The 18,821-nt window shown below is 64.7% G+C and carries 21 protein-coding genes and 1 tRNA gene; 11 read left to right on the top strand and 11 right to left on the bottom strand.

The annotated features are described in order from the left end of the window. Positions 1 to 115: 115 nt before the first annotated feature. The 8 genes from JQ580_RS10755 to JQ580_RS10720 all read left to right on the top strand — a co-directional run bounded on the left by JQ580_RS10755 (position 116) and on the right by JQ580_RS10720 (position 9,574). Positions 116 to 1,300: a substrate-binding domain-containing protein gene (locus tag JQ580_RS10755; protein WP_212280235.1), complete on the top strand. Its 1,185-nt coding sequence runs from the start codon at positions 116 to 118 to the stop codon at positions 1,298 to 1,300. A gap of 163 nt (positions 1,301 to 1,463) precedes the next feature. Beyond that, positions 1,464 to 2,240 carry an ABC transporter ATP-binding protein gene (locus JQ580_RS10750; protein WP_212280017.1) on the top strand — a complete coding sequence of 259 codons (777 nt, stop codon included), beginning with the start codon at positions 1,464 to 1,466 and terminating at the stop codon, positions 2,238 to 2,240. After that, positions 2,237 to 2,959 (top strand): branched-chain amino acid ABC transporter ATP-binding protein, encoded by a 723-nt coding sequence (locus JQ580_RS10745; protein ID WP_212280016.1) that lies wholly within the window; start codon positions 2,237 to 2,239, stop codon positions 2,957 to 2,959. Before JQ580_RS10750 ends, JQ580_RS10745 begins: the two co-directional genes overlap by 4 nt. Further along, positions 2,956 to 3,966 (top strand): branched-chain amino acid ABC transporter permease, encoded by a 1,011-nt coding sequence (locus JQ580_RS10740; RefSeq protein WP_212280015.1) that lies wholly within the window; start codon positions 2,956 to 2,958, stop codon positions 3,964 to 3,966. Before JQ580_RS10745 ends, JQ580_RS10740 begins: the two co-directional genes overlap by 4 nt. Next, a complete protein-coding gene (locus tag JQ580_RS10735) occupies positions 3,963 to 5,048 on the top strand; it encodes a branched-chain amino acid ABC transporter permease (RefSeq protein ID WP_212280014.1) in 1,086 nt (361 codons plus the stop codon). The genes JQ580_RS10740 and JQ580_RS10735 overlap by 4 nt, the downstream gene beginning before the upstream one ends. Before the next feature lie 173 nt (positions 5,049 to 5,221). Then, positions 5,222 to 8,344, top strand: coding sequence for an EAL domain-containing protein (locus tag JQ580_RS10730; protein ID WP_212280013.1), 3,123 nt, complete (start codon positions 5,222 to 5,224; stop codon positions 8,342 to 8,344). After that, entirely contained in the window at positions 8,344 to 9,435 is a 1,092-nt protein-coding gene (locus JQ580_RS10725; protein ID WP_212280012.1) for a sensor domain-containing diguanylate cyclase, read from the top strand. Before JQ580_RS10730 ends, JQ580_RS10725 begins: the two co-directional genes overlap by 1 nt. A 62-nt stretch (positions 9,436 to 9,497) precedes the next feature. Next, a tRNA-Arg gene (locus JQ580_RS10720) sits at positions 9,498 to 9,574 on the top strand. Between the two features lie 25 nt (positions 9,575 to 9,599). On the opposite strand, the gene JQ580_RS10715 is transcribed toward JQ580_RS10720, so the two are convergent. Next, entirely contained in the window at positions 9,600 to 9,809 is a 210-nt protein-coding gene (locus JQ580_RS10715; RefSeq protein ID WP_028139576.1) for a hypothetical protein, read from the bottom strand. Between the two features lie 94 nt (positions 9,810 to 9,903). Further along, positions 9,904 to 10,347, bottom strand: coding sequence for a TspO/MBR family protein (locus JQ580_RS10710; RefSeq protein ID WP_212280011.1), 444 nt, complete (start codon positions 10,345 to 10,347; stop codon positions 9,904 to 9,906). Positions 10,348 to 10,390: 43 nt separating this feature from the next. Between JQ580_RS10710 and dinB the strand changes: the two genes are divergently transcribed. Beyond that, positions 10,391 to 11,491 (top strand): DNA polymerase IV, encoded by a 1,101-nt coding sequence (gene dinB, locus JQ580_RS10705; RefSeq protein ID WP_212280010.1) that lies wholly within the window; start codon positions 10,391 to 10,393, stop codon positions 11,489 to 11,491. Between the two features lie 45 nt (positions 11,492 to 11,536). On the opposite strand, the gene JQ580_RS10700 is transcribed toward dinB, so the two are convergent. The 3 genes from JQ580_RS10700 to JQ580_RS10690 form a co-directional block, all read right to left on the bottom strand. Then, positions 11,537 to 11,830, bottom strand: coding sequence for a hypothetical protein (locus JQ580_RS10700; RefSeq protein ID WP_094976171.1), 294 nt, complete (start codon positions 11,828 to 11,830; stop codon positions 11,537 to 11,539). A 203-nt stretch (positions 11,831 to 12,033) separates the two neighbouring features. Further along, positions 12,034 to 12,327 carry a DUF1330 domain-containing protein gene (locus JQ580_RS10695; RefSeq protein WP_106947472.1) on the bottom strand — a complete coding sequence of 98 codons (294 nt, stop codon included), beginning with the start codon at positions 12,325 to 12,327 and terminating at the stop codon, positions 12,034 to 12,036. 27 nt (positions 12,328 to 12,354) lie between these two features. Further along, a complete protein-coding gene (locus JQ580_RS10690) occupies positions 12,355 to 13,041 on the bottom strand; it encodes a DNA-3-methyladenine glycosylase I (protein ID WP_212280009.1) in 687 nt (228 codons plus the stop codon). A gap of 209 nt (positions 13,042 to 13,250) precedes the next feature. Between JQ580_RS10690 and JQ580_RS10685 the strand changes: the two genes are divergently transcribed. After that, complete coding sequence (locus tag JQ580_RS10685) at positions 13,251 to 14,078, top strand: metallophosphoesterase family protein (RefSeq protein WP_212280008.1); 828 nt, start codon at positions 13,251 to 13,253, stop codon at positions 14,076 to 14,078. Here the strand turns inward: JQ580_RS10685 and JQ580_RS10680 are convergent. The 5 genes from JQ580_RS10680 to JQ580_RS10660 all read right to left on the bottom strand — a co-directional run bounded on the left by JQ580_RS10680 (position 14,017) and on the right by JQ580_RS10660 (position 16,986). Then, positions 14,017 to 14,502, bottom strand: a complete 486-nt coding sequence (locus tag JQ580_RS10680) for a Crp/Fnr family transcriptional regulator (protein WP_212280007.1) — start codon at positions 14,500 to 14,502, stop codon at positions 14,017 to 14,019. The two genes, JQ580_RS10685 and JQ580_RS10680, sit on opposite strands and share 62 nt — an antisense overlap. Positions 14,503 to 14,565: 63 nt before the next feature. Further along, positions 14,566 to 15,117, bottom strand: coding sequence for a GNAT family N-acetyltransferase (locus JQ580_RS10675; protein WP_212280006.1), 552 nt, complete (start codon positions 15,115 to 15,117; stop codon positions 14,566 to 14,568). A 122-nt stretch (positions 15,118 to 15,239) separates the two neighbouring features. Continuing rightward, positions 15,240 to 15,977 carry a di-trans,poly-cis-decaprenylcistransferase gene (locus JQ580_RS10670; RefSeq protein ID WP_212280005.1) on the bottom strand — a complete coding sequence of 246 codons (738 nt, stop codon included), beginning with the start codon at positions 15,975 to 15,977 and terminating at the stop codon, positions 15,240 to 15,242. A gap of 30 nt (positions 15,978 to 16,007) precedes the next feature. Continuing rightward, entirely contained in the window at positions 16,008 to 16,382 is a 375-nt protein-coding gene (locus JQ580_RS10665) for a winged helix-turn-helix domain-containing protein (RefSeq protein WP_162308818.1), read from the bottom strand. After that, positions 16,369 to 16,986 carry a hypothetical protein gene (locus JQ580_RS10660; RefSeq protein ID WP_212280004.1) on the bottom strand — a complete coding sequence of 206 codons (618 nt, stop codon included), beginning with the start codon at positions 16,984 to 16,986 and terminating at the stop codon, positions 16,369 to 16,371. Before JQ580_RS10660 ends, JQ580_RS10665 begins: the two co-directional genes overlap by 14 nt. A gap of 200 nt (positions 16,987 to 17,186) precedes the next feature. Between JQ580_RS10660 and JQ580_RS10655 the strand changes: the two genes are divergently transcribed. Next, entirely contained in the window at positions 17,187 to 18,428 is a 1,242-nt protein-coding gene (locus JQ580_RS10655; RefSeq protein ID WP_212280003.1) for a S1C family serine protease, read from the top strand. 70 nt (positions 18,429 to 18,498) lie between these two features. Here JQ580_RS10655 and JQ580_RS10650 read toward each other — a convergent pair whose 3' ends face one another. Then, positions 18,499 to 18,777: a DUF3551 domain-containing protein gene (locus tag JQ580_RS10650; RefSeq protein ID WP_212280002.1), complete on the bottom strand. Its 279-nt coding sequence runs from the start codon at positions 18,775 to 18,777 to the stop codon at positions 18,499 to 18,501. Positions 18,778 to 18,821 lie beyond the last annotated feature (44 nt).

Here is an 18,821-nt window from a genome sequence, read left to right as displayed (position 1 = left end):
CATGCGGCTTCATGCGAGCTCCGCCGGAAGGTGGAATTGCAATGTCTACACACTTGTGCAAATCGCAGTGACCAAGGCAATTCGTTCAAGTCAGTTCATTCAAGGAGGAACCATGGTGCGTCGATCGCTCATTCTCACAGCAGCCGTCATCGGCTTGGCCGCGAGCAGTTTCGCGCAGGCCGACGATCTCAAGATCGCGCTGATCTACGGCAAGACCGGTCCGCTCGAGGCCTACGCCAAGCAGACCGAGACCGGCCTGAAGATGGGCTTCGAATACGCCACCAAGGGCACCATGACCCTGGATGGCCGCAAGATCGTCATCATCGCCAAGGACGACCAGGGCAAGCCGGATCTCGCCAAAGCCGCGCTCGCCGAGGCCTATCAGGACGACAAGGCCGACATCGCGATCGGCACGACGTCGTCGGCCGCGGCGCTCGCCATTCTCCCGGTCGCCGAGGAGAACAAGAAGATCCTGATCGTGGAGCCCGCCGTCGCGGACCAGATTACCGGCGAGAAGTGGAATCGCTACATCTTCCGCACCGCGCGCAACTCCTCGCAGGACGCGATCTCCAATGCGGTCGCGATCGGCAAGCAGGGTGTCACCGTCGCAACGCTGGCACAGGACTACGCGTTCGGCCGCGATGGCGTCGCCGCCTTCAAGGAGGCACTGGCCAAGACCGGCGCGACGCTCGCCGCCGAAGAATATGCCCCGACCTCGACCACCGACTTCACCGCGGTCGGCCAGCGCCTGTTCGACGCGCTGAAGGACAAGCCGGGCCGCAAGGTGATCTGGGTGATCTGGGCCGGCGCCGGCAATCCGCTGGCCAAGCTCCAGGACATGGACCCGAAGCGCTACGGCATCGAGCTTTCCACCGGCGGCAATATCCTGCCGGCGCTCGCCGCCTATAAGGGCCTGCCGGGCATGGAGGGCGCGACCTATTACTACTACGAGATCCCGAAGAACCCGGTGAACGACTGGCTGGTCGCCGAGCACCAGAAGCGCTTCAATGCGCCGCCGGACTTCTTCACCGCGGGTGGTTTTGCCGCCGCGATGTCCGTCGTCGCCGCCGTCACCAAGGCGAAGTCGACCGACAGCGAGAAGCTGATCACCGCGATGGAAGGCCTGGAGTTCGACACGCCAAAGGGCAAGATGGTGTTCCGGAAGGAAGACCATCAGGCGCTGCAGAGCATGTATCACTTCAAGGTCAAGGTCGACCCGAACGTCGCCTGGGCGATCCTCGAGCCGGTGCGCGAGCTGAAGATCGAGGACATGGACGTTCCGATCAAGAACAAGCGCTGAGTGCTTCTTCACCTCTCCCGCTTGCGGGAGAGGCCGGGAGAGGGCTCCATCCTCTTGGGGTTCTCGCCTGCGGAGACACCCTCTCCCCGGCCCTCCCCCGCAACCGGGGGAGGGGGCGCAGTGTGATCGCGGAAACATCGCCCTCTCACCATTTGCCAGACCAATGACGCTCACCCTCGAAACCCGCGATCTCACCATCCGCTTCGGCGGCCATGTCGCGGTCAACAACGTCTCGTGCACGTTCCGTCCGGGCGAGCTCACCGCGATTGTCGGGCCGAACGGCGCCGGCAAGACCACCTATTTCAACCTGATCTCGGGCCAGCTGCGCGCCTCGAACGGCAGCATCCTGTTCGACGGCACCGACATCACCCAGCACTCCGCGCCGCTGCGGACCCGCGCGGGCCTCGGACGCGCGTTCCAGCTGACCAACCTGTTTCCGAACCTCACCGTGGAAGAGAACGTCCGTCTCGCGGTGCAGGCGGCGAACGGCACCCACTACGACATGCTGCGGCCCTGGATGGTTCGTCGCGACCTGATCGCACGCGCCGACGCCATCCTCGACCAGGTCGCGCTCGGCAGCCGCCGCGGCGTCGCCGCGACTGCGCTGTCGCATGGCGACCAGCGCAAGCTCGAGGTCGCCCTGATGATCGCGCTGGAGCCGAAAGTCTTCATGTTCGACGAGCCCACCGCCGGCATGAGCATCGACGAGGTGCCTGTCGTGCTCAACCTGATCGCGCAGCTCAAGCAGGACACGAGCAAGATCATCCTCCTGGTCGAGCACAAGATGGACGTGGTGCGTTCGCTCGCCGACCGCATCATCGTGCTGCATAACGGGCAACTCGTCGCCGACGGCCCGCCCGCCGAGGTGATTGCCTCGCCGATCGTGCAGGAGGCCTATCTCGGCGTTGCGCCCAAGACCGCCGGAGAGAGCGCGGCATGACCGATCTCCTGAAACTCTCCGGCGTGCATACCCATATCGGCCGCTACCACATCCTCCAGGGCATCGACCTCACCGTCCCGCAGGGACAGGTCACGATGCTGCTGGGGCGCAACGGCGCCGGCAAGACCACGACGCTGCGCACCATCATGGGCCTGTGGCATGCATCCAGCGGCGAGATCAGCCTCTCCGGCGAGCGTATCGAGAGCCGCGCCACGCCTGATATCGCGCGGCTCGGCGTCGGCTACGTGCCGGAGAGCATGGCGGTGTTTTCCGATCTCACCGTGAAGGAAAACCTGGTGCTGGCAGCCCGCGACGCGCCGATGGACGACACGCAGCTGGAATGGATCTTCGGCTTCTTTCCGGCGCTGCGCCGGTTCTGGCTGTCGCGGGCGGGAAGCCTCTCGGGCGGACAGAAGCAGATGCTGTCGATCGCGCGCGCCATCATCGAGCCGCGCAAGCTCTTGCTGATCGACGAGCCGACCAAGGGGTTGGCGCCTGCGATCGTGATGGCGCTGATCGAGTGCCTGAAGGAGATCAAGCGCAAGGGCGCGACGATCCTTATGGTCGAACAGAATTTCTTTGCCGCCCGCGAGCTCGGCGACAACGTGCTGGTGATGGACAACGGCACCATCGTCCATCGCGGCGCGATGGCGGCGCTTGCCGCCGACGTGCCGCTGCAGGAGCGGCTGCTCGGCCTGAGCCTGGAGGCGCATCAGTGACTGACCTTGCCGCAACCGATCCACTGCCGAAGCCGAAGCGCGATCTCGCGCCGATCCTGCTGCCGGTCGCGCTGGCGCTCGCGATGATCCCGCTGATCGGCTCGCCCAGCACATGGCTGACGCTGACCGCCGCGAGCCTCGCCATGGGCATGATGATCTTCATCATGGCCTCGGGCCTGACGCTGGTGTTCGGCCTGATGGACGTGCTCAATTTCGGCCACGGCGCTTTCATCGCCGTCGGCGCCTATGTTGCGACGCTGGTGCTGGCGCCGTTCGCCGCGTCCATCCAGGCGGATTCACTCTGGATGAACCTGGCGGTGCTGGCGCCAGCAGCCCTGCTCTCGATGGCCGTGTCCGGCGCCCTCGGCCTCGTCGTCGAACGCGTGCTGATCCTGCCGGTCTACGGCCAGCATTTGAAGCAGATCCTGATGACGACCGGTGGCCTGATCGTCGCCGAGCAGACGCTCTATGCGCTGTGGGGACCGCAGATCATCCCGATGCCGCTGCCGGCGTCGCTGCGCGGTTCGTTCATCATCGGCGATGTCGCGATCGCCAAATACCGCGTGCTGGCGACGCTGATCGGGCTGGCCGTCTTCATCGCGATCCAGCTCGTGCTCAACCGCACCAAGCTCGGCCTTCTGATCCGCGCCGGCGTCGAGAACCGCGAGATGGTCGAGGCACTCGGCTATCGCATCCGCCGGCTGTTCCTCGGCGTGTTCATGACGGGATCGGCGCTGGCCGGCCTCGGCGGCGTGATGTGGGCGCTCTATCGCGAGCAGGTCCACGCCTCCATGAGCGACGAGCTCACCGTCTTGATCTTCGTCGTCGTCATCATCGGCGGCCTGGGGTCGATCGGCGGCTGCTTCATCGGCGCGATCCTCGTGGCCATGGTCGCCAATTACGGCGGCTTCCTGGTGCCGAAGCTCGCCCTCGTCTCCAACATCCTGCTGATGGTCGCCATCCTGATGTGGCGGCCGCGCGGCCTCTATGCGGTGACCAGCCGATGATGATCCTGTCGGGCGATCAGCCGCGGAGCCGCGTGCTCACGCTCGTTCTCGTCGTCATCATCCTGGCGCTGGCGGCGACGCCGTTCCTGTTTCCCGGTGCCAAGGCGCTGAACGTCGCGGCCAAGATCTGCGTCTTCGCGGCCCTGGTCGCCTCCTACGACCTGCTGCTCGGCTATACCGGCTCGGTGTCGTTCGCGCACACCATGTTCTACGGCATCGGCAGCTACGCGATCGCGATCGCGCTATACGGCATGGGCCCGAACTGGGCCGCGGTCGCCACCGGCATCGTGGTCGGCCTGCCGCTTGCGGCCCTGCTCGCGCTCGCGATCGGGCTGTTCTCGCTGCGGGTCGCCGCGATCTTCTTTGCCATGATCACGCTCGCGGTCGCCTCCGCCTTCCAGGTGCTGGCTTCCCAGCTGTCCTGGCTGACCGGCGGCGAGGACGGGCGCAGCTTCCAGCTGCCGGAGTTGCTGCGGCCGGGCACGGTGCTGATCTCGAAAAACCTGTTCGGCTTCGAGGTGAACGGCCGCATCCTGACCTTCTATCTGGTGTTCGCCGTCTCGGCCCTGATGATCCTCGCACTTCTGCGGGTGGTGAACTCGCCGTTTGGGCGCGTGCTGCAGGCGATCCGCGAGAACCGCTTTCGCGCCGAGGCGCTCGGCTTCCGCACGGTGTTCCACCTGACCTATGCCAATTGCATCGCCGCGCTGGTTGCTGCCAGCGCCGGCATCCTGAACGCGCTGTGGCTGCGCTATGCCGGTCCCGACACCTCGCTCAGCTTCTCGATCATGCTCGACATCCTGCTAATGGTCGTGATCGGCGGCATGGGCACGATCTACGGCGCGATCATCGGCGCCACCATCTTCATCCTCGCGCAGAACTATCTGCAGTCGCTGATGGGCATAGCCTCCACGGCGGCGTCGGAGGCCGGCCTGCCGCTGCTGCCGGGGTTGTTGCATCCAGACCGCTGGCTGCTGTGGCTCGGCCTGCTGTTCATCGCCAGCGTCTATTTCTTCCCGACCGGCGTCGTCGGACGGCTGCGTAATCCCGCCGGCAACAAGAGCGCCGGCAATTCGCATTAGGTCGCGATTCATGATGCAGTGCGGCGCTTGCATTCCCCACCGCACAACCACTCGCGTTTCCCGCTGCGCGGCATACGGAGCCGATGGCGCAACCGGATTAATGCTTAGGTAACTGGCTTTCCTAAGGTTTGGGCCATTTGTGCGGTGTATTCGTGTTCCTCCAGGGAGGGGGAATGCGCCAGGTCTTTTCCACGGTGGCAGCCGGAATGTCTCGAGCCGCAAGGAACGGCTGGGAGGCTTTGGCGCGACGTGGTCCTGTCCTGTGGCTGACCCTTTGCGGCGTGTTGCTGGTCGCGGGCATCTTCGGCGTGACGGCCATGGCCGTCGGCGAATTTCGCGAGCGCACCCTGACCAACCGCGAACGCGAGCTGGAAAACACGGTGCAGCTCATCGCGCGGCACTTTGACCAGCAATTCGAGGATTCCGACGTCGTCGCCACCGACCTGATCGCGCAGATGAACCTGACGGAGATCAGCTCGCCGGCGATGTTCCGCGAGCGCATGTCCGGCCCGGCGGCGCACCAGATGCTACGCAGCAAGATCAGCTCGGTGTCCTATCTCGGCGATATCGCGATCTACGATGCCGACGGTGATCTGATCAACTGGTCGCGGCCCCAGCCGTTGCCCAAGATCAACGTTTCGGCCCGGGCTTATTTTCACACGTTCAAGACCAATCCGAAGTCCGAGCCAGTGGTGCTCGAATCCGTCCGCAGCTTCATCATCAACAAATGGACCACGGTCGTCGCACGCCGCTTGACCGGCGCGGACGGCACGTTCCTCGGCGCGATGGTCCGCCGGATCAATCCCGACAGCTACCAGCAATATTTCGCGTCTGTCGCGCTGGCGGAGGGAACGGCCATTTCGCTGTTCGATCGCGAAGGCAAGATGCTGGCGCGCTATCCGCACCGCGAAGAGCTGATCGGGCGGAACTTCAAGGACGCGCCGTTGATGCGAAAGGTGCTGGCCGACGGCGGTCAGCTCACGCTCCGCGGTGCCAGCCCGATCGACGGCGAACAGCGGCTCGGCTCGGCCGCGTCGCTGACGCACTTCCCGCTTGTGATCCTCGCCACCAACACCACGGCAGCGGCGCTGGCCGACTGGCGCCATCAGACCGGCTTCATGGTCACGACCGCCGCGCTTTCGGCAGCCGTCATCGCGCTGATTCTCTATCTGATCATCCGCCTGATCAACCGTCAGAACCGCGAAGCGCAGGAACGGCTGGAAGCGGAGCGGCTGCGGCTCGACACCGCCTTGAACAACATGACGCAGGGGCTGATCCTCTACGACGCGAGCGGCACCATCGTTACCTGCAACCGCCGCTACGCCGACATGTTCGGCCTCTCCCACGATGTCATCAAGCCCGGCTGCCACATCCGCGAGGCGATGTACCACCGCAAGGAGTGCGGCGCATTCGACGGCGACGTCGAGACGTTTTGCACCGATGTCATGAGGGTCGTTGCCGAAGGCACGGTCTCCAGGCGGACGCATCAGCTGGCCAACGGCCGCGCCTTCCAGGTCATCAACACCCCGCTGGCACAGGGCGGCTGGGTCGCCACGATCGAAGACATCACCGAGCGGCGCAACCTCGAGCAGGAGCGCGACCGCAACCATACCTTCCTGCGCGAGATCATCGACCATATCCCGTCGCAGATCACGGTGAAGGACGCGCGCACGCGACAGTACCTGCTGCTGAACGGCGTCGCCGAGCAGCTGTTCGGCCAGTCGCGCGAGGACGTTGTGGGAAAGACCGCTTTCGACATCTTCCCCGAGGCGCCTGCCGCCCGCATCACCGAAGACGACACCAACGCGCTGCAATCGGCCAAGGGCTTGTTCAAGGACGAGCACGCCTGGCAGATGCCCGGCAAGGGAATGCGCTACATTACGTCGACCCGGATCGGGATCCCTGACGAAGCGGGCGAGCCGCGCTATCTCATTCACGTCATCGACGACGTCACCGACCGGCGACGGGCTGACGAGAAGATCGCGCATATGGCGCATTACGATGCGCTGACCGATCTGCCGAACCGCACGCTGTTCCGCGAGCAGATCGAACGCGAATTGGCGAAGGTCACCGACGGCTGCCAGTTCGCCCTGCTCTACATCGACATCGACGAATTCAAGGGCATCAACGATTCGCTCGGCCACCATGTCGGCGACGAGCTGTTGAAGGCGATCTCGGGCCGCCTCCGCGGCTGCCTCAAGCAGGGCGATCTGATCGCGCGGCTCGGCGGCGACGAATTCGCCGTGATTCAGACCGGCATCCAGTCCTCCGCCGACGTGCTGGCCTTCGTGACGCGGATCTACCAGGCGATCCGGCAGCCCTATCATTGCCTTGGCCATCAGCTCTCCACCGACGCGAGCATCGGGATCGCGCTGGCGCCGCAGGACGGCACCGATCTCGACCAGCTCGTCAAGAATGCTGATCTTGCGATGTACGGCGCCAAGGCCGAAGGACGCCGCACCCACCGCTTCTTCGAGCCGGAGATGGATGCCAGCGCCAAGGCGCGCCTGAGCATGGAGCAGGATCTGCGGCAGGCGCTGGTGAACGGCGGCTTCGAGATTCACTATCAGCCGCTGGTCGACCTGCGCACCGGCGAAATCTCGGGTTGCGAGGCGCTGCTGCGCTGGCGTCACCCGGAGCGCGGCATGGTTTCGCCGGCCGAGTTCATTCCCGTCGCCGAGGACACCGGCCTGATCACCGAGCTCGGCGACTGGGTGCTGCGCATGGCCTGCGACGAGGCCGCGACCTGGCCGACGCATATCCGCGTCGCGGTCAACGTGTCGCCGGTGCAGCTCAAATGCGACACGCTGGCGCTGCGGATCGCGGGCGCGCTCGCCGCTTCCGGGCTGGACCCGCGCCGGCTCGAGCTCGAGATCACCGAGGCCGTGCTGATCCGCGACGACGAAGCCGCTCTCTCGATCCTGCACCAGCTCCGCTCGATCGGCGTTCGCATCGCGCTCGACGATTTCGGCACGGGCTACTCCTCGCTCAGCTACCTCAAGCGCTTCCCGTTCGACAAGATCAAGATCGACCGCTGCTTCGTCGCCGACATCGCGGAGGCGGGCGGCGCGCCGGTGATCGTGCAGGCGGTGGTGAACATCGCAGCCGCCAGCAACATGACCACGGTCGCCGAGGGCGTCGAGACCGAGGCCCAGCGCGAGATGCTGCGTGGGCTCGGCTGCACGCAGATGCAGGGCTATCTGTTCAGCCCGCCGAAGCCGGCCAGCGAGGTGCGGAAACTGTTCGGCTCGCGTGACGGCTCGCCCGGCGCCCAGCCGGTGGCGGCAGTGGCCTGATGACGAAACCAGGGACGTCGTCGAGCAAGTCGCCGGGAAGGACTTCAAGAACGTCTTCGGCCAAATCCGTCGACGTTGCGGATTCCTATGCCGTGCGGCTGATGCAGCACCTGGTCGTGCCGACCTTCGTGATCGACCCGAAGCGCCGTGTCGTGATCTGGAACAGGGCGTGCGAGCGGCTGACCGGCCTCGCCGCATCCGAGGTGATCGGCACCAGCAAGCACTGGCAGGCCTTTTACGAAACGAGGCGTCCCTGCCTCGCCGACCTCGTCGCGCTCGACCGGCCCGAGCGGCTCCCGGAGTTCTATTCGGAATATGCCGCGCGCGGCCACAACGGGCTCGGCTTTTCGGCGGAGAACTGGTGCACCATGCCGAAGCTCGGTAGCCAGCTCTATCTCGCCATCGACGCCGGTCCGATCCACGACGAGGCCGGACATCTGATCGCCGTGGTGGAGACGTTGCGCGACCTCACCGACCAGAAGCGCGCCGAGATGGCGCTGAAGGAGCTCGCCACCAAGGACGGGTTGACCGGCCTGTCGAACCGCCGCGCGTTCGACCAGATGCTGATGAGCGAATGGACCCGCGCCCAACGCACGCAGAAGGCACTGGCACTGCTGTTCGTCGACGTCGATCATTTCAAGCTGTTCAACGACCACCACGGCCACCAGACCGGCGACGAATGCCTGCGCGCGATCGCCTCGGTCGTCAGCCGGCACGCCGTGCGGCCGCTCGATCTCGCCAGCCGCTATGGCGGCGAGGAGTTCGCGCTGATCCTGCCCGACATGGATTGCGACACCGCCTGCGTCATCGCCGACGAGATCCGCTGCGCCGTGATCGCCTTGCGGATTGCCCACGGCGCCGCGGGCGCCGGCGACCATGTCACCCTCAGCGTCGGGGTCGCCAGCCACATTCCCGGCGGCGCCGATGGCGGACCCGAGCGGCTACTCGGCGCGGCCGACGAGGCGCTCTATGTGGCCAAACGCCTCGGCCGCAACCGCGTCATCTGCGCCGAAAGGGTGCTGGCCGAGTTCGCAAGCCTCGGCCGGGAGGCCGCAGCGGTTCCGGCCCCTTTCCGGCGCAGAACGGCTTGAAGCGCAATGTGGCGAGAACCGGTTGCCCGCCCCTCGCCAATCGGCTAAATGAACCTCGACTAGCACCCGTAGCTCAGCTGGATAGAGCGTTGCCCTCCGAAGGCAAAGGTCACACGTTCGAATCGTGTCGGGTGCGCCAGTCTTGCCGCCGTTTCAGCCCGCCCTCACGTCAGCATCGCAACGATCGCCTGGATCTGGTCGGAGGCGGACGACACCAATCCGTCATATGACGTCTGGCCGTGCGCCGCGGCGTTCAGGATACATTCGGCGACCGCTGCTTTCAGGCCGAACACCGATTGATGGGCCGGTACGCTCGCCATCACCGTCTCCAGCGCTTGACGCATCGTGTGAATGAGCTCGGAGCTGTATTGCATGGGCTGTCCTCCGTGCGCTCATATTAGGCCGCGTCGCCATGCTTGCCACTCACAAGCCTGAGATTGCTCTTTGAAATGGTCGAGATCGAATGTCTCAATTCAAACGCCAGATGGCCGCATTGAGCACGCCGGCAAACGCGACCCAGGCTGCGTAGGGCACGAACAACGCGGCGGCCAGCCTGTCTCGTGATGACTCGAAAATGATATAGGTCACGATTGCGACGAACATGCCGATGAGGACGAGCAGCGCGGCACCAATCTGGTGCATCGTGAACATGACCGGAGACCAGGCGAAGTTCAGCGCGAGTTGCGTAGCCCAGGCCAGCATGGCCTTTCCCGATGGCTCGCGGCGATAGGTCCGCCAGCCCGCGACGGCGATCATGATGTAAAGCAGGGTCCAGGCCACCGGGAACGCCCAGTTCGGTGGCACGAAGGCCGGCTTGGCGAGGGCGGCATACCAGGCTCCGGGGAGATTGGTTGCGCCGATCAGCCAGCCGGTGCCGACCACGCCCACCAAGAACAACAACAGCTGCAGCATCCATCACCTCGCGCATATCATCGTGCAATTGTATCATCTTTCCATGAGCGAATCCGAGACGATGACCGGCGGAGCCCCGCCCGTCCGCAAGATCATTCATATCGACATGGATGCCTTCTATGCGTCGGTGGAGCAGCGCGACAATCCGGAGCTCCGCGGCAAGCCGGTTGCGGTCGGAGGCTCCGCGGAGCGCGGCGTGGTCGCGGCCGCCAGCTACGAGGCACGCCAGTTCGGCGTTCGCTCCGCGATGCCGTCGGTCACGGCGAAGCGGCAGTGTCCCGATCTCATTTTCGTCAGGCCGCGCTTCGAGGTCTACAAGGCGATCTCCCGGCAGATCCGCGACATCTTTGCCGAGCACACGCCCATCATCGAACCGTTGTCGCTCGACGAGGCCTATCTCGACGTGACGGAGAACCTGCAGGGGATCCCGCTGGCGCGCGACGTCGCGCTGAAGATCCGCGGGAGGATCAAGGCCGAGACGGACCTCAACGCGTCGGCGGGCATCTCCTACAACAAGTTTCTCGCGAAGCTCGCCTCCGACCATCGCAAGCCCAACGGTCAGTTCGTGATCTCGCCGGAGATGGGACCGGCATTCGTCGAGACGCTACCTGTCGGCAAGTTTCACGGGATAGGGCCGGCGACGGCTGCGAAGATGAACGCACTCGGCCTGTTCACCGGCCTCGACATCCGCAACCAGACGTTGGCGTTCATGAACGCGCATTTCGGCAAGTCGGGCGCCTATTACTATTGGATATCGCGCGGCGTCGACGAGCGGCCGGTCCGGGCGAACCGGATTCGCAAGTCGATCGGCGCGGAGACCACGTTCTCGACCGACCTCGCTGAATTCGACGCGCTCACAACCGAGCTCAAGCCTCTCGTCGACAAGGTCTGGCGCCATTGCGAGACGACGGGTCACCGCGGCCGCACTGTCACCTTGAAAATCAAATTCGCCGACTTCGAGATCATCACGCGCAGCAGATCCGTCCCGGCGGCGATTGCGCGCCGGGACGATCTGGAGCGGCTGGCCAGCGGCCTGCTCGAAGTCGAGATGCCGCTGCCCAAACGCGTCAGGCTGCTGGGGGTGTCGCTGTCGGCCCTCCAGGCCGGGGACGACGTAGAGCCACAACTGACGTTCGGCATTTGAACGAGGCCGCAGGCGACCGGCCCCAGCACGTCCGGCCCGCGCCGGTCAATGCCGGACGTGCTCGAACACGACGATCACGCCGGTCGGCTCCGGTTCGTGCGCCATCAGGCGCGTCAAGTCGGAATCGCCCCAATCGGCGAGGCTGACGACTTCGCCGCTCTGCCGATCGGCACCGGGCGATGGTGTGGGCTCGAGGACCTTGAGGCCCATCTCGTCGACGAAGAAAGTATGCTCGCCGAACATGCTGTTGAGCTGCGGCATGGCCGGATGTTCGTCGGGCAGCACCTGAGCGCCGAGTTGGTTGACGGTCTGCTTCACCTGTTCGGATGTGAGCTTCATGAGCTGCTCCGTTTCTGTCACGTCGGGGTTTCGTCGAGCTGAGCCGGCGGGCGTTCCCTGTGACGTTATCCGCCTGGCTCAAACTCCCGAACAGGTGCAGCCTACGAATGTTCCGGCAAAATTTATTTCGTGATCACGCATTGCATCCGCCGCGATCTCGGCACGAGATTGCCACATGCTGCACACGATCTGCCCGCTGTGGACTAATCGACCGCTTCAACGATCCGGATATCGCGATCCGCACCATCTCCGAGCAAGTCGTGAGCAGCCTTGTAGGCCGGGCTCTCATACGCGGCCTTGGCGCTCGCGACGCTGTCGAACTCGATGAGAACGACGCGCTCCATCTGGCCGAGCTCGAAAACGGCCGCCGGCATCCCGCGCGCGATCACGCGGCCACCCGCCGCTTCGATGGCCTGGCGCGACACGCCGGCATAGGCCGCCATCGCATCGGGATTCTTGATCGCACGATAGGTTGCAACCCAATAGGCTTTTGCCATTGCTGTTCTCCAGGTCGTTGTGAGGGGTTACTCGCTGCGGTTCTCGCCCACCGAGAGCGCGCAGATTCGTGACAGATAGGTGTAGGGCAAGCCGGTTTCTTCGGCCCAGGTGTTGAACTGCGCCTGCACCTTGGCGAGGTCGCGCTTCGACTTGACCTGTTCGGCAATGTCGAGACCGGCATCGCGCAGGCAGGCTACCACGTCCCCGGACGTTACAAAGCCGTCCCAGTCGAGGAAGCGCAGCAGCATCTGCCCGGTATTGCCGCCGAGCCGGCTGCCCCGCCTGGTCATGAGATCGAGCAGGCCGATCTCGTCGGACGAGGGCCACTTCGCCAAAAACTTGCCAAAGCTGCCATGCTCCTTCGCGATCGCCTGCACGAAGGCGGCGTTGTCGCGCACCGACATGATCTTGGCACCGTTGCGCACGATGCGCGCATCGCGCAGCAGGCCTTCCCAATAATCCTCGGGCTGAAAGGTGAGTTTGGCCGGCTGGAAATGCAGGAAGGCGTCCTCGAAGCCGTCCCATTTCGTCTCGATCACGCTCCAGGCAAAGCCGGCGCAAAATACCCGCTTGGTCATTTCGGCGAGGACGCGGTCGTCGCCGAGCTTGGCCAGCCGCTTGAGGTCCGGCTTTGCCGGCATCAACTTTTCCAGCGCTTTGGATCCGCCCTTGCGCTTCTCGGCGCGGGCACGGATGGTCTTGAAGGAGGTCATGCGGACACGAGCGGTTGAGGGCACGCCACGACATCAGAATTCGCGCCACGGGTCCAGCCCCGCGAGATGCCGCGGCTTGCAATGTCCCGCAGACCGCAGCATGCTTGCTGTCCTTCAAATTGAAGCGAAGGGGCAGCCTTGCTGGTCCGCTTCTTGCTTTACGCCTTTTGAAATTCCCAGACATTTTCAGTTTCGCGAACGGATTCTCGATGCGTTGCCTGGTCGTTGCCGACCTGCATTATTCGCTGCCGCAGCTCGACTGGCTCGTCAGCGCGGCTCCGCAATTCGACCTCGTGATCTTCGCCGGCGACGCGCTCGACATCGGCTCGATGGTGGATTTCCGGGCCCAGATCGTGGTGGTGAAGAAATACCTCGCGCTGATCGCAGCGAAGACCCGCGTGATCCTCTGCTCCGGCAATCACGACCTCGACGACCGCAACGCAGAGGGTGAGAAGATCGCACGCTGGATTTCGGAGGTGCGCGACATCGGCATTGCCTGCGATGGCGACAGCCTCACCATCGGCGACACCTTGTTCACGGTGTGCCCGTGGTGGGACGGGCCGCTGGTCAAGCAACGCCTCATGGCGCAGCTCGGCGACGCGGCTTCCGGCCGGCTGCGACGCTGGATCTGGGCCCATCACGCGCCACCGGCGAATTCGCCGACGAGCTGGGGCGGCAAGCGCTTCTTCGGCGACGTCGAGCTGGTGCAATGGATCACGCAGTACCAGCCGTCGATCGTGATTTCAGGCCACGTGCACCAGTCGCCCTTCATCAAGGATGGCTCGTGGTTCGACCGGCTGGGCGAGAGCTGGGTCTTCAACGCGGGCTTGCAACCCGGCCGACCCCCGACCTACATCGTGCTTGACCTCGATGCGAACAAGGCGTTCTGGCTTGCGGCCGGCGAGGCGCAGTGGATCGACCTTGCCGCGCCGTTAAGGCGGCCCGCCGCGCCCATCGATGCGCCGCCGGAATGGCTCACATCCTTGGATCGGATTGCAGATCCGAGCCTGGCGAAACCTCAACAGGCGGCAGGTTGATCATGCTCTGGAGCACCTCGCCGACCATGGCCAGGTGTGTGCCGTGCCCGGCATATTGCCGCTTGAGATCCGCGAGATAAGTGTTGGCGACGTTGAGCCGCTGCGCCAGCATTTGTGCGATGAGCAACGCGACGCCCGGCTCCTGCTTGAGGAACGAGGCGGCATCTTCAAATTCGTAGATGACGGCGTCGGTGCAGGCCCGCACCGTCGCCGTATGCGGCTGATCCAGCAGCACGGACATCTCACCCAGCACCGCGCCCGGCTCGGTAACGGTGGCGACCACCATCTCGCCCTTGAGCACTTCAAGCTTGCCCTGCATCAGCACGTAGAGATGGCCGGTGGTACCGCCCTCGGTGACGACGACCGCCCCGGCCTTGACCTGCCGTTCGATCCCGCCCGTGCAATAGTTCAGAACTGCGCGCATCCTGCGAAGTCTCCCGCCACGGGCGGCAGTAGAGCACGATCCACGCCGCGGGCTTGCTCAAATTTACAGCAAGCCCGGCTGACGCGACAAGCGCTTCGCGAGGTGGACCGACTGCCAGTCTCCCAGTCCGGTATCCCTGAAGCCTGCCTTCTCCGCCAGGCCGCGCATCTCGGCATTGGTCCGGGCGGTCTCGGCGGCGATCATCTCGTGACCGAGATCGATCGCACGCGTTTCCATCGCCGTCATCATCCGAAGGCCAAGGCCCATGCGCTGAAAGGCATCGGCGACCGAGATGGCGAATTCGCCGTGTCGGACGGCGTCGTCATAGGCGTATCGCGCTTCGCCGATGATCCGGCCCCGGCCCTCCTGTCTGAGTTCGACGAGCAAGGTGAAGTGGTCGAGCCGGCCGGACTTGGCGACGCTCTCGGCCGCGACCACGGAGAGATCGGTTCGTGCGCCGTTGAAGCGCCTGTTGCGCGATGTCGTGGAAAGGCCGGTGAAATAGACCGAGAGGCTCTCGACATCGGATTCGCCCGCGGTCCTGATGCAGACCATGCCCTTCGCTTCGGCCAATTCGACCGGCTTGACGACGGCTCCGGGAAACAGCTGTGACATGCGTGATGCTTTCGGCAGGTTGCTGGGACTTGCAGACCTAGCCGAGGCCGCGCACCGTCCGCTTGGACGGAGCTGCCAATCATGCGGCTGAAAACGAACCGCTCGTTTTCATGTGCCGCGCCTCACACACCGGAGAGTGACGGCACCTCCTCGGGCACGATCGCCTGAAGTCCGCCGAAGCGACGCTCGCGGCTGCGGAATGACGCCAGGGCAGCGGCGAGATCGCCGGCGTCGAATTCGGGCCACATCCGTTCGGTGAAGTGTAGCTCGGCATATGCGCCCTCCCAGAGCAGGAAGTCCGACAGCCGCTTCTCGCCCGAGGTGCGGATGATGAGATCGACGTCGCGCAGGCCTGCTTCGCCGGTGACGAGCTGCGAGAACGCTTCGCGGGTGAGGCTCGTCAGTGCGGCGGCTTTCGCCGCGGCATTGAGGATGGCATCCCGGGCGGAATAGTCGACGGCGATGCGCAAATGCAGCGTGGTGCCTTCAGCGGTGGCGTCTTCGGCGCGCGTGATCGCATTGGCGATGCCGTCAGGCAACCGGTCGCGGCGGCCGATCACGGTGAGGCGTACCCCGTTCTTGACCAGGCTCTGCACCTCGTTGGCGAGATAGAAGCGCAGCAAGGTCATCAGCGCCGCGACCTCGGCCTTCGGCCTCCGCCAATTGTCGGTGGAGAAGGCGTAGAGCGTCAGCGTGCCGATGCCCTGTTTTGGCGCGGCCTCGACGATGCGGCGGATCGCCTCGACGCCGGCCTCGTGGCCGCGCGCGCGCGACAGGCCGCGCCGCGTCGCCCATCGTCCGTTGCCGTCCATGATGATGCCGACATGAAGCTTGTCATTGCGGGACGCATCACTTTGCATCGCAAAGTCTCCGGTCAAAAAAGGGAGGGATCAGGTCGAGACGATACCGAGCCGGCCGAGCGGCGGCGCCTCGCGGCCGGCGGCCTTGGCGGCGTCGCGCACCAGGCGCTCGAGCACGGCGAGATAGTCGAGGAAGCGGCGGCGCCCGGTCTTGGTGAGTCGGCAGGTGGTGTGCGGGCGGTTGCCCTCGTAACCCTTGGTCACTTCGACGAGGCCGGCTTCCTGCAGCACGCCGAGATGCCGGCTGAGATTGCCGTCGGTGAGACCGCAGAGCTGCTTGAGGTCGGCAAACGCCAGCCCCTTGGGATGCGCCATCAGCGAGGTCAGAAGCCCGAGCCTCGCCTTCTCGTGGATCACACGGTCGAGCCCTTCATAGGAGAAGGGCGCGCTGTCAATCTTCGACATCATGGTCTCCCGATGCGACATAGAGAATGCCCGCCATCACCGACTGCCCGATCACGAAGGGCAGGCCCATGGTCCATGGCGACAACGTATGGGTCTGGCTCGCCAGCACCACCACGGCAAAGCCGGACACAAAATACCAGGCGCCGGCGAGCGCGACAGTACGCTGCAGCGAGCGGACGGAGGCGAAAATGCCGAGCGACACCAGGATCTGCCACAGGCCGGGGAGCAGCCACAGCGTCTCGCCCGCGAACTTCCACAACACCACCGCAAGCAGCACACCGGCAACGCCTGCCGGCAGGAATTGCTCGACCGCCTGGTGGATCATGGCGTCGGCCAGACCCGAATGATGGCGGCGCGAACGCGCGCGCATCTCGACCCCGATCATCAGGACGGAGAGCGCAGCGGCGATGAACCAGCCGACGAAGAAGCCGAGCGGCTCGCCGGTGGGATCGCCCAGCAGCCAGAATTGCAGGATCGCGGTGAGCAACGCGACGGCGCCGGTTGCGGCCATTGTCGCTGGGCCGTAACCGCGGAACGCCGTACCGGCCGCTATCTGGCTGCGGATCGCCACGATGTCGGCCAGTGCCTTGTCGAGATCGCGCATTGGCAACGCCAAAACCTCGCTCCTGCCGTACAACCGGGGAGCACCGCTCCCTTACTTTGTATTGCAAAGTATACGGCCTCGCAAAGTAAAAACAAGCCCGAAGTCGTTTCGAGACGACCCGCCGCGGCAGACAACTGCCGGTTGCACGGCTCCCGGTTCCGCAGATAAGATGCGGCGCCAAAAGCGTCCCGGGGGCTGGTATGTGGCTTAGGTCTTTCATCGTCGCGTGTTTTTTGCAGCTTGGTATCGCCGGAGCCGCGACTGCCGCGGGGCCGTTCGGCAGCGTCAACGTCGGCAACTGGATCGGCGGCGCCTTCAGCAATGACGAGACTGGCGCGTTTTCCCACTGCGCCGCGACGGCACCGTACCTGAACGGCGTCATTCTGGTCGTCGGCTACAACGCGGTGGGCACTTGGTCTCTGGCGTTTGCGAGTCCGAGCTATCGCTTCAAGCAAGGAGAGAACGCCGCAATCGACGTCATCTTCGACGGACAAGAGCAGGCTCGGCTGTTCGCTACGGCCAATCAGCCGAACATGCTAACGGCGGTCATGCCTACCAACGTGGTGCGCACGTTCCAGAAGGCAAACCTGATGGTCGCGACAAGCGGCCGCACGGTGCTCAATTTCGACCTGGCCTCTGCCGGAGCGGTGATCGCGGGATTGTCCAATTGCGTGACCAAAGTGAAAGCCGGTGGGCTCGACAAGGCCGGCGACTTCACCAAGGTTGCGGCGAAGCCGGCAGCCACGGCGGAGAAGCAGGCGTCCCCGCCGGCCAGCAAACCCGTCAAACCCAAGAGCGGCACGGGCTTCGTGGTCAGTGCGACCGGGCACATCGTCACCAACAACCATGTGATCGAGGGCTGCAGCGACATCAAGGGCAATCTCACGGGCGAGGCCACAATGGCGCTGCGCGTCGTATCGAGCGATGCAACCAACGACCTCGCTCTTCTGCAGGCGCCATCGACTGCAACGTTCAAGGAGGTGGCCCGCATCCGCGACCGCTCGATACGTTCTGGCGATTCGGTCGTCGCGATCGGCTTTCCCTACCGCGGCCTGCTGAGTTCGGACTTCACCGTGACGACCGGTATCGTGAGCTCGCTCAGTGGCATGCGCAACGATTCGCGTTTCCTGCAGATCAGTGCGCCGGTGCAGCCCGGCAACAGCGGAGGCCCGCTGTTCGACACCACCGGGCAGATCGTCGGGGTGGTCGCCGGAAAGCTCGACAATCTGCGGATTGCGGTCGCAACCGGCAATATTCCCGAGAATATCAACTTCGCCATCAAGACCGGCGCGCTGCGCGATTTCCTCGACAATTCCGTGGTGCCCTACCAGACGGCGGAGCCCAAGGGCGAGCTGAAGACCACCGACATCGCCACCAATGCCCGCGCCTACACGATGCTGATCTCGTGCAACACAGCAGAGCAGGCGGACGCAAAGCGGTAACCACGCAAACCATCGCGCGTAACCGGGGTTCAGCCACGCGCAGACCGGACTACTGTCGGCGAGCTCTCACTCAATACGGCGCGACCGGCCGGACACGCCGCTGCGGCCGCGGTTGCGCCAGCTGCCCCTGACCGTAGGCGAATCGCGGATTGCGATCGCAATACAGCAGCCGGCCGGACACGCTGGCCTGGCATTGTTCATAGGTGTCGTAGCTGCACTCGCCGGGATAATCATATCCCCCGCCCTGGGCGCACCATGGGTAGTCCCGCGCCGCTGCGGGCGTGGCGGTGGCGAAGCCGGCCAGGACCGCCGCACCGAACGTCAGCAGCACCAATTGCGTCTTGCGCATGATCCAACTCCTCTCCTGCCGGCCCGAGATACGGCGCCATCTAT

Origin of the sequence: Bradyrhizobium sp. SZCCT0148 (assembly GCF_018129985.1) — a bacterium.
GTDB lineage: Bacteria > Pseudomonadota > Alphaproteobacteria > Rhizobiales > Xanthobacteraceae > Bradyrhizobium > Bradyrhizobium japonicum_H.
The sequence above is the reverse complement of the archived record's forward strand: the minus strand, read 5'-3'. Positions and strand labels throughout refer to the sequence as shown.

Bases quoted from the DNA above. Each gene is read 5' to 3' on its own strand.
- JQ580_RS10690 (WP_212280009.1), bottom strand. From the start codon at position 13,041: ATGACCTCCTTCAAGACCATCCGTGCCCGCGCCGAGAAGCGCAAGGGC.
- JQ580_RS10745 (WP_212280016.1), top strand. From the start codon at position 2,237: ATGACCGATCTCCTGAAACTCTCCGGCGTGCATACCCATATCGGCCGC.
- JQ580_RS10675 (WP_212280006.1), bottom strand. From the start codon at position 15,117: ATGTCACAGCTGTTTCCCGGAGCCGTCGTCAAGCCGGTCGAATTGGCC.
- JQ580_RS10735 (WP_212280014.1), top strand. From the start codon at position 3,963: ATGATGATCCTGTCGGGCGATCAGCCGCGGAGCCGCGTGCTCACGCTC.
- JQ580_RS10730 (WP_212280013.1), top strand. From the start codon at position 5,222: ATGCGCCAGGTCTTTTCCACGGTGGCAGCCGGAATGTCTCGAGCCGCA.
- JQ580_RS10665 (WP_162308818.1), bottom strand. From the start codon at position 16,382: ATGTCGAAGATTGACAGCGCGCCCTTCTCCTATGAAGGGCTCGACCGT.
- dinB (WP_212280010.1), top strand. From the start codon at position 10,391: ATGAGCGAATCCGAGACGATGACCGGCGGAGCCCCGCCCGTCCGCAAG.
- JQ580_RS10655 (WP_212280003.1), top strand. From the start codon at position 17,187: ATGTGGCTTAGGTCTTTCATCGTCGCGTGTTTTTTGCAGCTTGGTATC.
- JQ580_RS10680 (WP_212280007.1), bottom strand. From the start codon at position 14,502: ATGCGCGCAGTTCTGAACTATTGCACGGGCGGGATCGAACGGCAGGTC.
- JQ580_RS10710 (WP_212280011.1), bottom strand. From the start codon at position 10,347: ATGCTGCAGCTGTTGTTGTTCTTGGTGGGCGTGGTCGGCACCGGCTGG.
- JQ580_RS10685 (WP_212280008.1), top strand. From the start codon at position 13,251: ATGCGTTGCCTGGTCGTTGCCGACCTGCATTATTCGCTGCCGCAGCTC.
- JQ580_RS10650 (WP_212280002.1), bottom strand. From the start codon at position 18,777: ATGCGCAAGACGCAATTGGTGCTGCTGACGTTCGGTGCGGCGGTCCTG.
- JQ580_RS10670 (WP_212280005.1), bottom strand. From the start codon at position 15,977: ATGCAAAGTGATGCGTCCCGCAATGACAAGCTTCATGTCGGCATCATC.
- JQ580_RS10750 (WP_212280017.1), top strand. From the start codon at position 1,464: ATGACGCTCACCCTCGAAACCCGCGATCTCACCATCCGCTTCGGCGGC.
- JQ580_RS10715 (WP_028139576.1), bottom strand. From the start codon at position 9,809: ATGCAATACAGCTCCGAGCTCATTCACACGATGCGTCAAGCGCTGGAG.
- JQ580_RS10725 (WP_212280012.1), top strand. From the start codon at position 8,344: ATGACGAAACCAGGGACGTCGTCGAGCAAGTCGCCGGGAAGGACTTCA.
- JQ580_RS10700 (WP_094976171.1), bottom strand. From the start codon at position 11,830: ATGAAGCTCACATCCGAACAGGTGAAGCAGACCGTCAACCAACTCGGC.
- JQ580_RS10660 (WP_212280004.1), bottom strand. From the start codon at position 16,986: ATGCGCGATCTCGACAAGGCACTGGCCGACATCGTGGCGATCCGCAGC.
- JQ580_RS10695 (WP_106947472.1), bottom strand. From the start codon at position 12,327: ATGGCAAAAGCCTATTGGGTTGCAACCTATCGTGCGATCAAGAATCCC.